General features: G+C 63.2%; 15 protein-coding genes. 9 read left to right on the top strand and 6 right to left on the bottom strand.

Annotated features, from left to right (window positions below; genetic code table 11):
• Position 1: 1 nt before the first annotated feature.
• Positions 2-475, bottom strand: a complete 474-nt coding sequence (locus EJ078_RS14045) for a DUF2628 domain-containing protein (RefSeq protein WP_127216636.1) — start codon at positions 473-475, stop codon at positions 2-4.
• A 4-nt stretch (positions 476-479) separates the two neighbouring features.
• Entirely contained in the window at positions 480-1,079 is a 600-nt protein-coding gene (gene hisB, locus EJ078_RS14040; protein ID WP_095825521.1) for an imidazoleglycerol-phosphate dehydratase HisB, read from the bottom strand.
• 203 nt (positions 1,080-1,282) lie between these two features.
• Between hisB and hslV the strand changes: the two genes are divergently transcribed.
• The 5 genes from hslV to EJ078_RS14015 all read left to right on the top strand — a co-directional run bounded on the left by hslV (position 1,283) and on the right by EJ078_RS14015 (position 5,418).
• Complete coding sequence (gene hslV / locus EJ078_RS14035) at positions 1,283-1,834, top strand: ATP-dependent protease subunit HslV (RefSeq protein WP_067002895.1); 552 nt, start codon at positions 1,283-1,285, stop codon at positions 1,832-1,834.
• Between the two features lie 49 nt (positions 1,835-1,883).
• Positions 1,884-2,408: a GNAT family N-acetyltransferase gene (locus tag EJ078_RS14030; RefSeq protein WP_127216635.1), complete on the top strand. Its 525-nt coding sequence runs from the start codon at positions 1,884-1,886 to the stop codon at positions 2,406-2,408.
• A 5-nt stretch (positions 2,409-2,413) separates the two neighbouring features.
• A complete protein-coding gene (locus EJ078_RS14025) occupies positions 2,414-3,013 on the top strand; it encodes a DUF2585 domain-containing protein (RefSeq protein WP_067002893.1) in 600 nt (199 codons plus the stop codon).
• 5 nt (positions 3,014-3,018) lie between these two features.
• Positions 3,019-4,329, top strand: a complete 1,311-nt coding sequence (hslU, locus tag EJ078_RS14020) for an ATP-dependent protease ATPase subunit HslU (protein WP_067323891.1) — start codon at positions 3,019-3,021, stop codon at positions 4,327-4,329.
• A 129-nt stretch (positions 4,330-4,458) separates the two neighbouring features.
• Positions 4,459-5,418: a DUF1402 family protein gene (locus tag EJ078_RS14015; protein ID WP_127324175.1), complete on the top strand. Its 960-nt coding sequence runs from the start codon at positions 4,459-4,461 to the stop codon at positions 5,416-5,418.
• 18 nt (positions 5,419-5,436) lie between these two features.
• On the opposite strand, the gene EJ078_RS14010 is transcribed toward EJ078_RS14015, so the two are convergent.
• The 4 genes from EJ078_RS14010 to EJ078_RS13995 are packed head-to-tail and all read right to left on the bottom strand — an operon-like array spanning position 5,437 to position 8,985.
• A complete protein-coding gene (locus tag EJ078_RS14010; RefSeq protein ID WP_127216677.1) occupies positions 5,437-6,246 on the bottom strand; it encodes a 3-methyl-2-oxobutanoate hydroxymethyltransferase in 810 nt (269 codons plus the stop codon).
• A 37-nt stretch (positions 6,247-6,283) separates the two neighbouring features.
• Positions 6,284-7,501 (bottom strand): FAD-dependent oxidoreductase, encoded by a 1,218-nt coding sequence (locus EJ078_RS14005; protein WP_245457160.1) that lies wholly within the window; start codon positions 7,499-7,501, stop codon positions 6,284-6,286.
• Positions 7,502-7,517: 16 nt separating this feature from the next.
• Positions 7,518-7,832: a MocE family 2Fe-2S type ferredoxin gene (locus tag EJ078_RS14000; protein WP_127403333.1), complete on the bottom strand. Its 315-nt coding sequence runs from the start codon at positions 7,830-7,832 to the stop codon at positions 7,518-7,520.
• Between the two features lie 46 nt (positions 7,833-7,878).
• Complete coding sequence (locus tag EJ078_RS13995; protein WP_208721646.1) at positions 7,879-8,985, bottom strand: fatty acid desaturase family protein; 1,107 nt, start codon at positions 8,983-8,985, stop codon at positions 7,879-7,881.
• A gap of 176 nt (positions 8,986-9,161) precedes the next feature.
• Here EJ078_RS13995 and EJ078_RS13990 point away from each other — a divergent pair, with 176 nt between their 5' ends.
• From EJ078_RS13990 to EJ078_RS13975, 4 genes are all read left to right on the top strand, one after another.
• Positions 9,162-10,193 carry a LacI family DNA-binding transcriptional regulator gene (locus tag EJ078_RS13990; RefSeq protein WP_095799066.1) on the top strand — a complete coding sequence of 344 codons (1,032 nt, stop codon included), beginning with the start codon at positions 9,162-9,164 and terminating at the stop codon, positions 10,191-10,193.
• Between the two features lie 367 nt (positions 10,194-10,560).
• Positions 10,561-11,502, top strand: coding sequence for a sugar ABC transporter substrate-binding protein (locus tag EJ078_RS13985; RefSeq protein ID WP_067002877.1), 942 nt, complete (start codon positions 10,561-10,563; stop codon positions 11,500-11,502).
• A gap of 181 nt (positions 11,503-11,683) precedes the next feature.
• On the top strand, positions 11,684-12,760 hold the full coding sequence (locus EJ078_RS13980; protein WP_095782140.1) for an ABC transporter permease: 1,077 nt from the start codon (positions 11,684-11,686) through the stop codon (positions 12,758-12,760).
• 2 nt (positions 12,761-12,762) lie between these two features.
• Positions 12,763-13,533, top strand: coding sequence for an ATP-binding cassette domain-containing protein (locus tag EJ078_RS13975; protein ID WP_067003269.1), 771 nt, complete (start codon positions 12,763-12,765; stop codon positions 13,531-13,533).
• The last annotated feature ends 65 nt before the right edge of the window (positions 13,534-13,598 follow it).

Genomic DNA, 13,598 nt, shown 5'->3' with positions numbered 1-13,598 from the left:
GTCAGGGCCTTCCCGGAGTATGGGTCAGCCCCAGCGCCATGCCCGTCTGCGCCGGCCGCGCCAGGTTGGTGTCGGGCACGATGTGCGGCATCGGCGCCTGTTCCTGCGTGCGCTCGCTGGCTTCGAGCGCGTGACGGACCTCGGCATCGCCGAGCCTGCCGGCCTCGACGACGCCCCATTCCCGCCAGCCGCGGCGGCGGAGCGCCGCGATCCGCAGGGCTTGGCCTTCGAAGCCGATATAGAGCGACACCAGCAGCGAGAGCGCCGATCCAGCCCATTCAAGCCTTAGTTTCTCGCCGAGCATGGACAACGCGGCCATGGCCGCGAAGGTGAGCAGGGCCTCGATCCAGAGGCGGTGCCAGGCGAGCCAGATCGGCGAGAACAGGAAGCCGAGCCAGGTGAAGCTGTCGCGCACCAGGGCGGCGTCCTCCTCGTTGCCCCCCGCAGGCGGCTCCATCACGACATAGATGGCCATAGGGTTATCCTTTCAGGGATCCCTTGGTGGACGGCACCGCATCGGGCTGGCGCGGGTCAGGCTCCAGCGCCACGCGCAGCGCCCTGGCCACGGCCTTGAAGCAGGTTTCCGCAATATGATGGTTATTGGCGCCGTAGTGGTTGGTCACATGCAGCGTTATGCCGGCATTCTGCGCCAGCGCCTGGAAGAATTCGCGCACCAGCTCGGTGTCGAATGTGCCGATCTTCGGCGACGAGAAGGAAACGTTCCAGACCAGGAACGGCCTGCCGGAAACGTCGATCGCCGCCCGGGTCAGCGTCTCGTCCATAGCCAGCTCGATCGAGGCATAGCGCATGATGCCGCGCCGCTCCCCCAAAGCCTTGCTCAGCGCCTGGCCGATGGCAATGCCGGTATCCTCGACCGTGTGATGGTCGTCGATGTGAAGATCGCCTTTGGCCTCGATCGTCATGTCGATCAGCGAATGGCGCGACAGCTGATCGAGCATGTGGTCGAAGAAGCCGACACCCGTCGAAATGTCGGATTTACCCGTGCCGTCGACATGGACCGATACGGAAATCTCGGTTTCCTTGGTCTTGCGGCTGATTTCTGCGGAACGGGGCGGCATCAGTCTGTCCTGTTCAGAGGCGCGGGCTTGAAAACGAGAGCCTTCTATCAGCATGATCCGGCGATTGCCAGTTGCCATTCCGGACTGTATCGGCCTTGCCGCGGACGGTTTGCAATCACTCGCCCTATGCATACATATGGCCGATCAAAGTCACTCGTACCGCGCCAATCGCCTTTGAGGGATAGCGCGACTCGGAGCAGGAAATGTCGAATGAACTGACCATGCACGCCACGACCATCGTCACCGTGCGCAAGGGCAGCAAGGTTGTCATCGCCGGCGACGGCCAGGTCAGTCTTGGCCAGACCATCATGAAGGGCAACGCCCGCAAGGTGCGCCGCATCGGCAAGGGCGGCAGTGTCATTGCCGGTTTTGCCGGCGCCACCGCCGACGCCTTCACCCTCCTCGAACGCCTCGAAGCCAAGCTCGAACAATATCCTGACCAACTGACCCGCGCCTGCGTCGAGCTCGCCAAGGACTGGCGCACCGACCGCTATCTGCGCCGCCTGGAAGCGATGATGCTGGTCGCCGACAAGTCGGTCTCGCTGGCGCTGACCGGCACCGGTGACGTGCTCGAGCCAGAACATGGCGTCATGGCCATCGGCTCCGGCGGCAACTACGCGCTCGCCGCCGCCCGCGCGCTGATGGACACCGACAAGGACGCCGAGGAGATCGCCCGCAGGGCGATGCAGATCGCCGCCGATATCTGCGTCTACACCAACAGCAGCTTCGTCGTCGAAACGCTCGATGCCGCCTAGGCGGCCGGCCATGATCCCGAAAAATGGGAATCGGCTTCTGGAACAGATCATGGTCGAACAGGAAGACAGCTACGATTTTCGGCCGGTCACCCAAAAGGATCTGCCGATGATCGCCCGCTGGCTTGCCGAGCCGCATATCGCCGAATGGTGGGGCGATCCGGAAAAGGAGATCGCCGAGATACGCGAGCATATCGGGTCGGTTTCGGTGGAGCCGCTGATCGTCGAATTGGGCGGCAAGCCGATCGCCTATCTGCAGAGCTACGATCCGCATCTCGAGGACAACCATCCTTACGCCGACCAGCCATTCGGCACGCTGGGTATCGATCTGTCGATCGGGCCGCCGGACCTGGTCGGCATCGGCCACGGCTCGGCCATCGTCCGCCAGTTCGTCGCGGAACTGTTCGAGGAAGGCGCGCCGCGCGTCGTCATCGATTCGCATCCCGGCAATGGCCGCGCCATCCGCGCCTATGAAAAGGCCGGCTTCAGGCCGATCGGCCGCAGGCATTCGGAATATGGGGACGTCGTGCTGATGGCCGTCGATGCGGCCGAAATCGACCAACAAGAGGGGGACTGATCACAATGACCGCATCCGGGGGAGACAAGACGCTGTCGGCCTATGAAGACAGCTGGCGCATGGGGCTGCTGCTGGTGCTGGCTCTCGTCGTTTTCCAGGCCGGCATTCTCTACGGCATGGGCCATCCGCCGATCTGCACCTGCGGCTACGTCAAGCTCTGGCACGGTGTGGTGAACAGCTCGGAGAATTCCCAGCACATCGCCGACTGGTACACCTTCTCGCACATCATCCACGGCTTCTTGTTCTATGCGCTGGCCTGGGCTCTGTTCCCGCGCTCGCCCGTCGGGCTGAGGCTGGCTTTCGCCGTCCTCATCGAAGGCGGCTGGGAACTCCTGGAGAACAGCCCCTTCATCATCGACCGCTACCGCGCCGGCACCATCTCCCTCAACTACTACGGCGACAGCATCATCAATTCGGTGTCCGACACGCTGTTCATGGCGCTCGGATTTGTGATGGCGCGAAAGCTCCCTATATGGGTGATCGTGGCTCTGGCGCTCATTTTCGAATTCGGCACGGGCTACATCATCCGGGACAATCTGACGCTCAACGTGATCATGCTGCTGCATCCGTTCGAGTCCATCAGGCAGTGGCAAAGTGGAATTTGAGTAACATGAGCACCTTTTCTCCCCGCGAAATCGTTTCGGAACTCGACCGCTTCATCATCGGCCAGAAAGACGCCAAGCGCGCCGTGGCGATCGCCTTGCGCAACCGCTGGCGCCGCCAGCAACTGGAGGGCCAGATGCGCGAAGAGGTGATGCCCAAGAACATCCTGATGATCGGCCCGACCGGCGTCGGCAAGACCGAGATCTCGCGCCGGCTGGCGCGGCTGGCCGGCGCGCCTTTCGTCAAGGTCGAGGCCACCAAGTTCACCGAGGTCGGCTATGTCGGCCGCGACGTCGAGCAGATCGTGCGCGATCTCGTCGAGGTCGCCATCGGGCTGACGCGCGAGAAGATGCGTGAGGACGTCAAGGCGCGCGCTCACATCAATGCCGAAGAGCGCGTGCTCGAAGCTTTGGTCGGCAAGACCGCGAGCCCGGCCACGCGCGACAGCTTCCGCAAGCGGCTGCGCGACGGTGAGCTCGACGACAAGGAGATCGAGATCGAGGTGGCGGACACCGGCACCGGCGGTATGCCGGGCTTCGAGATCCCCGGCATGCCGGGCGCCAATATCGGCGTGCTCAACATCAACGACATGCTGTCGAAGGCGATGGGCGGCAGGAAGACCAAGACCCGCAAGACGACGGTGAAGGAATCCTACGCGCTACTGATCAATGACGAGTCCGACAAGCTGCTCGACCAGGACGAGGTGGTTCGCCAGGCGCTGGAATCGACGGAGAATGACGGCATCGTGTTCCTCGACGAGATCGACAAGATCGCGGCCAGGAGCGACATTTCGGGCGGTCCCTCGCGTGAAGGCGTTCAGCGCGATCTGCTGCCGCTGGTTGAAGGCACCACCGTTGCGACGAAATACGGGCCGATCAAGACGGACCATATTCTTTTCATCGCCTCGGGCGCGTTTCACGTCTCCAAGCCTTCGGACCTGCTTCCGGAGCTGCAGGGCCGCTTGCCGATCCGGGTCGAATTGCGTGCCCTGGAGAAGCAGGATTTCGTCCGCATCCTCACCGAAACGGAGGCCAGCCTCATCAAGCAGTATATTGCGCTGATGAAGACCGAAGGCGTCGAGTTGGCCTTCACCGACGACGCCATCGATTCGCTCGCCGGCATTGCCGTCGACCTCAACGCCAATGTCGAGAACATCGGCGCCAGACGCCTGCAGACGGTGATGGAACGGGTGCTGGACGAGATTTCCTACGACGCGCCGGACCGCCACGGCACGGCGGTCACCATCGATGCCGACTACGTGCAGAAGCATGTCGGCGATCTCTCGCGCAACACCGACCTGTCACGGTTCATCCTCTAACGGGCGAAGCCCGGCGATGTGTGGCCAGATGGTACCATCTGGCCACCTTTCGTCCCGTCGGAAGCTTGCCTCGTCTCGACTCTCCCACGCGCTTTACCTAGTTTGCCGCCGACTTGAAGGCGGCGGTGGATGAAGAAACGCATACTTCTTTTTGTTGGGCTGGCATTGGCCGCGGCGATGGCAACGGCGAACGCGGCGACCATGGTGCCGCCGGGCAATCGCAACAGCGTGCAGCCGGATATTCCGGGCGCTTCCAGCCGGCGCACTCAGGCCACCAACACCAGCTTCCAGGCCAAGTATCGCAAGGTCTACGCGCTCTTGCAGAACGATGCCGAGCTGCGCGCCAAGATCAGGAAAGTGGCGGCCGCCTACGACATCGATCCGATGCACATCGTCGGCGCCATCGTCGGCGAGCACACCTACAATGTCGACGCCTATGATCGGCTGCAGACCTATTACGTCAAGGCAATGTCCTACCTGTCGAGCAAGCTCACCTTTGCTTATGAAGGGGAGGACGTCAGCGATTTCGTTGAGCGGCCGCAATTCCAGAAATGCGCCGGCATAACCGACAGCTACGATCTCTGGGAATGCCGCGAGCAGGTGTGGAACCATTCCTTCCGCGGCAAGACCGTCGGCGGGACCAGCTTCCCCAACGACCGCTTCGGAGCCACTTTCTTCCAACCCTACTATGCCGGCCAGACTTTCGGACTCGGCCAGCTCAACCCGCTGACGGCGCTGCAGATGAGCGATCTCGTGCACAAGGTCTCCGGCCTGCCCGAGCTCGACGTCAATGATCCGAACACGGTCTACAACACCATCATGGATCCCGACCTCACGCTGCCTTACGTCGCTGCGACCATCAGGAAGTCGATCGACGCCTACAACAGCATCGCCGGCTTCGACATCTCGCACAATCCGGGCCTGACCGCCACGCTCTACAATGTCGGCAACCCCGAGCAGCGCGCCTATGCGTTGGAGGAGGAGAACGAGAAGCGTCGCGCCGCCGGGGAAGCGGAAAAGCTGCCCGAGGAGAATTATTACGGCTGGCTGGTCAACGACAAGCTGGACGAGCTGAAGACGCTGTTCTAGCCGGCTGACCCGGGTGGCTCAGTAGCCTTCCGAGGCGAGAAACGCCTCGAACTTGCGCATTTCGTCGGCATCCGCCTCGACCATGTGCCGCGGCTCTGGATAGGCGCCCGACTGGATATCGTCGGCATATTCGCGGAAGGCCGCGACGCGCTCGCTCTGCAGGCGGTTGAATTCCGCCGCGAAGTCGCGGTAGCGCTTGGCATGGCGCGGATAATGGCCGCGATTGCTGCCGAGCACGTCTTCCGCGAACAGATATTGCGCATCGCAGCCGGCGCCGGCGCCCATCGAGATCATGATCAGCGATGTACGCCGCGAGATCGCGCTTGCAACCGGGGCCGGCACAACTTCGATCTCGGCGGCGAAGGCGCCGGCGGCTTCAAGATCCCTGACCTGCTTCCAGACGAAGGCAGCACTTTCGGCCGTCTTGCCGACCGCCTTGAAGCCGCCCGTCCAGGTCGCATCCGCCGGGATCAGCCCGACGTGACCGCAGACCGGAATATGCTCGTCGCGCAGCCGGCGGATGGTGTGCAGGCTGGCCGCGCAATACATGGCGTCGGCGCTGGCCGCGCGCAGCTTCACCGCCATGCGCAGGATCTCGTCGGTGGTTGCGCCCAGCTTGATGCGTTCGTCGCCGGGAATGGCAAAGCAAGTGGGTGCGGCGTCGCGAAAACGCGGATCGAAGATAAGATCATAGGGGACCGAGATGATGTCGATGCCGGCACGCTCGGCGGCCTCGGCCTCCTCCAGCGAGAAAACGCGCAGCTTCGAAAGCTGGCGCTTGCCCTTCAGCAATTGCAAATCGGCGACGGTCGGTCTGTTGCGTGCCATGTCCGTGGATCCCCTCGTTTCCAGCGATTACTCGGGCCTATGCCGCCAGCAGCGACTTCAGCTTGACCGATTGCGAGCCGAGCGCCTCAGGCGCGGGCGTCGCCCGCTTCGCGATCAGCATCTCGGCCAACCGTATGTCGCGCGCCACCGCATTGCCGGGCCCGATGCCGCTGGCGGCGACCAGCCTGCCGTCCTCGGCCAGGTGGAACAGAATGAAGGCGCCGTCGTAGAGGTCGCGCCGTACGGTCGAGCGGCCTTCGTCCGAAAGCCCGGCGATCTGCAGCGTGAGCCCATATTGATCCGACCAGAACCACGGCACCGCGGCATGCGCCTCGTTGGCGCCCAGCATGTTCTTCGCGGCGAGCGCGCCCTGCTCCTGCGCGTTGCGCCAGGCTTCCAGCCGCACGCGCCGGCCGCCATAGACGGCGAGCGGGAACGAGCAGCAGTCGCCGGCGGCAAAAACATCCGGATCCGCGGTGCAAAGGTTCTCATCGACGGCGATACCATTGTCGATCGCAAGTCCTGCTTCGGCAGCGAGCGCCGTCACCGGCACCGCGCCGATGCCGATCACGGCAAGATCGGCGACGATGTCCTGCCTGTCGGCAAGCGTGATGCGAACTTGCGTGCCGTCATCGGCAATCGCCGTGATGCCTTGGCCGGTAAGCACCTTCACGCCTTCGGCCTGATGCGCCTTATGAATGATTTCCGCGATCTCGGCCGGCACGCCGCGCATCAGGATGCGCGGCTGCGCCTCGAGCACCGTGACCGTTGCGCCTAGCTTGCGCGCCGAAGCGGCAAGCTCGAGGCCGATGAAACCGCCGCCGATGATGGCGACGCGGTTCTCCGGCTTAAGATGGGCGCGGATCGCGAGCGCGTCGTTGAAGGTCCTGAGATAAACGCAGCGGCCGCCCAGACCAGGCATCGGCAGCTTGCGCGGCACGGACCCGGTCGCGAGCAGCAGCTTGCCATAGCCAAGCGAAGAGCCCTCGGAGAAGCGCACGAGATGCGCGGCGCGGTCGACCGCGACGGCCCGAACGGAATGGATGTGGCGGATCGAGCGTTCGGCCAAAAGCTCGTCGCTGGCGATCGCCTTGATGAGGGGCGCCTCGCTGGTCATCGCCTCCTTCGACAGCGGCGGCCGTTCATAGGGCAGATGCGGCTCGTCGCCGACCAGCGTCACCGGCCCTTCATGACCAAGGTCGCGCAGGGTAAGCGCGGCACGACCGCCGCACTCGCCGGCGCCGATGATGACCATTCCTCCCGCCATGCCGTCACCCAAGCTGAATGAGGACTTTGCCAGCGTCGACCTTGACCGGATAGGTCTTGAGATTGACGCAGACCGGCGCCCCGCGCGCGTCGCCGGTCTTGTAGTTGAAGCGGCCATTGTGTTTTGGACACTCGATGATGTCGTCCATCACCAGCCCATCGGCCAGATGCACTTTCTCATGCGAGCACAGGCCTTCGGTCGCGTAATACTCGTCCTCCGGGCTGCGATAGATGGCGTAGGTGCGGCCGGCGTGATCGAACCGCATTACGTCCTCCTCGTCGATGTCTCCGGCCGCGCAGGCCTCGACCCAGTCGCTCATGTCGTCCTCCGGCGAAATTCTTCGTTGTCGGTTGTGTCGGATCCGGTCACTCGGCCGCGGCCGCTACCGGATTGTTGTTGTGCAGCTCTTCCCGGTAGGGCTTTGCCGTCGGCGGCAGCTCGCGCTTGAGGAAGTAGTCCTCGTTGCGCAGCTGGCGCAGGAAGGCCGGGATCATCTCGCGGTAGCCGGCCAGGATCGACGGCGTCGGCGCCGGCAAATCGTGCTTGATCAGCTCATGCAGCTTGGGCAGCGCGTGGTAGGGCACCATCGGGAACATGTGGTGCTCCACATGGTAGTTCATGTTCCAATAGATGAACCGGCTGATCGGGTTCATGTAGACGGTGCGGCTGTTCAGCCGATGGTCGATGACATTGTCGGCCAGCCCGCCATGCTGCAGCAGCCCGGTCATGACGTGATGCCAGGCGCCGTAGAGGCGGGGCAGGCCGACGAGCATCAGCGGCAGCCATGAATGCAGATAGAGCGCCAGCGCGATGGTCGCGACATAGATGGCGAGCCAAATACGGGTGATGCGGATGGCCTTGGGCTGCTCCTGTTCCGGGATGAAGGTCTGTTCTGCGGCGCTGATGACGCCGGCGGCATTGCGCACCATGTCGGTCATCGCATGCCAGGCATCGAGCACGCCGAAAAAATTCAGCACAACGCGCAAAAGGTCCGGCGGTCGCATGACGGCGATCTCCGGGTCGCGGCCGACGATGATGGTGTCGGTGTGGTGGCGTGTATGGCTCCAGCGCCAGGTCACCGGATTGCGCATGATCATGAAGCAGGCGAGCTGGTAGACCGCATCGTTCATCCATTGGGTGCGGAAGGCCGTGCCGTGACCGCATTCGTGCCAGCGGGAGTCGGTCGAGGAACCGTAGAGCGTGCCATAGACAAAGAAGAACGGCACGCACCACCAGCTGCCCCAGAACCAAGCGCCGCCCGCGCCACTGAGGAACAGCGCACCGAGCCAGATGATGGTGTCTCGGATAGCGGGCTGGTCGGAGCGCTGCATCAGCTCCTTCATCTGCTTGCGCGGGATCTCGGTGTGGTACCACTGGGCCGCCGAAAGACCGTTCTCGACCGCGCGCTTGGCGTCGCGGCCGGTCAGGCTGTAGTCGCGTCCGGACGGCGCCGGAGACGTGATTGCCGTCATTGCGAGGTCCTCCATCAGCACCTGGCGAATGGCCCTCGGCAATGCCGCGCCTCGCCCATGGCTGGCTTCGACTTCACCATAGCGCCAAGTCATGATAGCCTCAATGTCACAAAGATAGATTCTATCATTTTCTATCAGATTGGGCTAATCTGAGTCGGGCAAGCGATGGAGCACTTATGGCAAAGCGGCCGACAATCACCGATCTCGCGCGCGTTTCAGGCTTCAGCGTCGCCACGGTCGACCGGGTGTTGAACAATCGCCTGCCGGTGCGCGAGGAGACGGCGCGTCGCGTCTACGAGGCGGCGACCGACATCGGCTATCACGCCGCCGGCCTGATCAGGCAGCGCATGCGCCAGGAGTTGCCCGAATATCGTCTCGGCTTCCTGCTGCTACGCGGCAATGACGTTTTCTACGGCGATTTCGCCCGCGAGCTGGAGCTTGCGGTCTCGCAATCGCAACGTTTCCGGGGCACTGCTACGATCGACTTCGCCGCTTCGCTGGCGCCCGATGAGATCGCCGCCCAGATGCGCAAGCTGGCGGCGAAATCCAGGGCCATCGCCGTGGTCGGTCCGGACCATCCCACCCTGACGGCGGTGGTCGAGGCGCTGAAGGCGCGAGGGCAGCCGGTCTTTTCGCTGCTCTCCGACTTCGCCGCCGGCATCCGTGAAGGCTATGTCGGGCTCGACAACCGCAAGGTCGGACGGACCGCGGCCTGGATGATCGCCAAGGCCGCCAGCAAGCCAGGCAAGGTCGCGCTTTTCGTCGGCAGCCACCGTTTTCATGGTCACGAGCTGCGCGAGATCGGCTTCCGCTCCTATTTTCGCGAGCATGCGCCGGATTTCACTGTGATGGAGACGCTGGTCAACCTGGAGGCCAACCAGGTGACGCATGATGCGATGCTCGAGCTTCTGGCTCGGCATCCCGACCTTGCCGGCTGCTACGTCGCCGGCGGCGGCATGGAGGGCGCGGTCGCGGCGTTGAGGGCGGCGAAGCCGGCGCATATGCCGGTGGTCGTCTGCAACGAGATCAATGCGGAGTCGCGCGCGGCACTTGCCGACAACATCCTGACCATGGTGATCTCGACCCCGCTGGCGGCGCTCTGCCGCGAGCTTGTCGGGCTGATGGCGCATGCCATCGAGACCGGCGCCGCCAATGCGCCCGGCCAGACTTTTCTCCCCTTCGACATCTATCTGCCGGAAAACATCTAAGCCGCCTCCCGTCGGAATGATGGGATCCATCAGGCTGATGGAATTCTTTCGCGCCGTGAAATTGCCCGGAAGTCCGCCGCAGAACGTTTGCATGCCGGCCGCGAGGGCGCTGCACGCTTGCCTCCATCGAAAAACCGGCACGTCCATTTCGAATCTCCCTTGACGGCTGCAAGCGAAATGGAATAAATATTTCACCAACTGGGTATTTTGGTTCTTTCGTTCCGGAACATCTGTTTCAAGCAGAGGACCAGGCGTTCCATTATGCGAGGAAAACGCCGCCGGAAGGGCCATGGGAGAGATTCCCCGGTAACATCGGGGATTCCGGTTCAATCGGTGCAGCCGGACACCAAGTGGAGGAGAAACTAAAATGAAGAAACTGCTTTTGGGCGTCGCGCTTTCGGCGCTGATGTGTTCGTCCGCCTTCGCCGCCAAGATCGGCGTCTCGATGGCTCTTTTCGACGACAATTTCCTGACCGTGCTGCGCAACGGCATGATCGCCCAGGCCAAGGGCATGGACGGCGTCGAACTGCAGGTCGAGGACGCGCAGAACGACGTGGCCAAGCAGCTCGACCAGATCAAGAACTTCGCCGCTTCGGGCGTCGACGCGATCATCGTCAACCCGGTCGACACTTCGGCCACCCAGGCGATGTCGGATGCGGCGGCCGCGGCCAAGATCCCGCTGGTCTATGTCAACCGCGAGCCGGTCAATGTCGACAAGCTGCCCGACAACCAGGCTTTCGTCGCGTCCAATGAGGCCGAGTCCGGCACGCTCGAGACCAAGGAAATCTGCCGCCTGTTCAAGGAAGCCGGCAAGAAGGAAGCCAATGTCTATGTGATCATGGGCGAGCTTTCCAATCAGGCGGCGGTGCAGCGCACCAAGGATATCGATGAAGTGATTGCCACGCCGGACTGCAACTTCATCAAGATCATCGACAAGCAGACCTCGAACTGGAAGCGTGACGAAGCGCAGAACCTGATGACCAACTGGCTGTCGTCCGGCAAGCCGTTCGACGGCGTCATCGCCAACAATGACGAAAGCGCCATCGGCGCCATCCAGGCGATGAAGGCCGCCAATATCGACATGAAGTCGGTCGTGGTCGGCGGCGTCGACGCAACCCAGGACGCGCTGGCCGCGATGCAGGCGGGCGATCTCGACGTCACGGTCTTCCAGGATGCGGCTGGCCAAGGCGCGGGCGCGCTCGATGCGGCGCTGAAGCTCTCCAAGGGCGAGAAGGTGGAGCGCAAGGTCTACATCCCCTTCCAGCTCGTGACGCCGGCGAACATCGACAAGTTCCTGAAGAAGAACTGAGGTCGCGCCAACGCAATTCCAGGGAAGTTTTCCGTACGGACTTGCGTGAGGACAAACCCTGGAGCGGCGCTCCGACGCATCGAGTTGGCTGAAATCGGCTGCAGACAGAGCAGCGTCGCTCCCTTCCTTCTCCCGCCCGACCGGGCGGGAGAGCGGGCGCGGTCATTCGGAGGAAGAAGACGTGTCACAGACATCGCATGGCATTGGCGGGCTGAGCTATGACGCCAAGAAGCGCCCCTGGCCTGCCGAGTTCAACGTGTTTCTGGCGCTGGTCATCCTGGTCGGCGCATTCGAGCTGATCGGCCGCGTCTTCCTCGGCGACAGCTTCCTCTTCAACACCCGCGATAACGTCGATGCTATTTTCAACGAGCAGCGGCTGCAGATCATCATCCTGCAGGTGTCGATCGTCGGCATCATCGCCATCGGCGTCACGCAGGTGATCATCTGCGGCGGCATCGACCTGTCCTCGGGCTCGATCGTCGGCGCCACCGCCATGATCGCCATGAGTTTCGCGCAGGTTGCGACCGTCAACGGCAATCCCAACCCGAAGGCGATGTTCATTGACTACGGATGGACCGACCTGCCGGTCATCGTGCCGCTGCTGGTCGCGATCGGCTGCGGGCTGATTGCCGGCCTGATCAACGGCGCCCTGATCGCCTACACCCGCATTCCGCCGTTCATCGCCACGCTCGGCATGATGGTCACGGCGCGCGGCATCGCCAAATGGTGGTCGAAGGGCCAACCGATCTCGTTCCCGACCGACAGCTTCGCGGCCATCGGCAAGGGGCTGATGCCGGTCATCATCTTCATTTCACTGGCGATCCTGTTCCAGCTCATCCTGAGCTACACCCGATACGGCAAGCATTGTTACGCCATTGGCTCCAACGAGGACGCCGCGCGCATGTCCGGCATCAAGATCGCCAACCACAAGGTGCTGGTCTATGTGATTGCCGGCATCCTCGCCTCGATCGCCGCGGTGGTGCTCTCCTCCAAGAACCTCACTGCCCAGGCCGGCATGGGCGTGATGTACGAGCTCGACGCCATCGCCATGGCGGTCATCGGCGGCGTCTCGCTCTCGGGCGGCCGCGGGTCTATCATAGGCACGGTGATCGGCTCGCTGATCTTCGGCGTCATCATCTCCGGCTTCACCTTCCTGCGCCTCGACGCCTACTATCAGGAGATGGTCAAGGGCGTGATCATCGTCGGCGCAGTCGTTCTCGATCAATGGCGCCAGCGCCGCCGGGCGATAGGAGCTTGACCATGTCCGATATCGTTCTGAAGACCGAAAACCTCACCAAGCATTATGGCGGCGTTCACGCGCTGCAGGAGGCGAATTTCGAGCTGCGCAAGGGCGAGCATGTCGCCATCATGGGCGACAACGGCGCCGGCAAGTCGACCTTCGTGCGCCAGATCACCGGCGTCGAGCAGCGCACCGACGGCAAGATCTGGTTCGACGGCAAGGAAGTGAACTTCGCCGGCCCGATCGAGGCGCGCGAGGCCGGCATCGAGACCGTGTTCCAGAACCTGGCTCTGGCCGACGACCTCGACGTGCCGTCGAACCTCTTCCTCGGCCGGGAGAAGGTGCTTTTCAACCTCGGCCCCTTCTCGATTCTCGACCGCAAGGCGATGCGCAGGGCGACGGAGGCGGCGCTGATCCGCACCGCGGTGAAGATCCCGAACCTTTCCAGCACCATCCGCCACATGTCGGGCGGCCAGCGCCAATGCGTGGCGATCGCCAGGACCGCAACCTTCGCCTCCAAGCTGATCATCATGGACGAGCCGACCGCAGCGCTTGGCGTGCAGGAAACGGCGCAGGTCGAAAACATCATCCGCACGCTGAAGGAGAACGGCGAGCCGCTGATCCTGATCAGCCACAACATGCGCCAGGTCTTCGACCTGGTCGACCGCATCGTCGTCTTCCGGCGCGGCCGCATCGTCGCCAATTTGCGCAAGCAGGACACCGACGGCAACGACATCGTCGCTTACATCACCGGCGCCAAGACCGGGCAGGCGGAGCTTCAGGCCGCCTGACCAGGCGCCACGACGGGACCAGACCAAATCGTCCGCGCCGGCCGGCGCGGACACGTTTTAGAGCC

It is taken from the genome of Mesorhizobium sp. M1A.F.Ca.IN.022.06.1.1, from assembly GCF_003952605.1.
Classification (GTDB): Bacteria; Pseudomonadota; Alphaproteobacteria; order Rhizobiales; family Rhizobiaceae; genus Mesorhizobium.
This window is presented reverse-complemented; position numbering and strand designations above follow the sequence as displayed.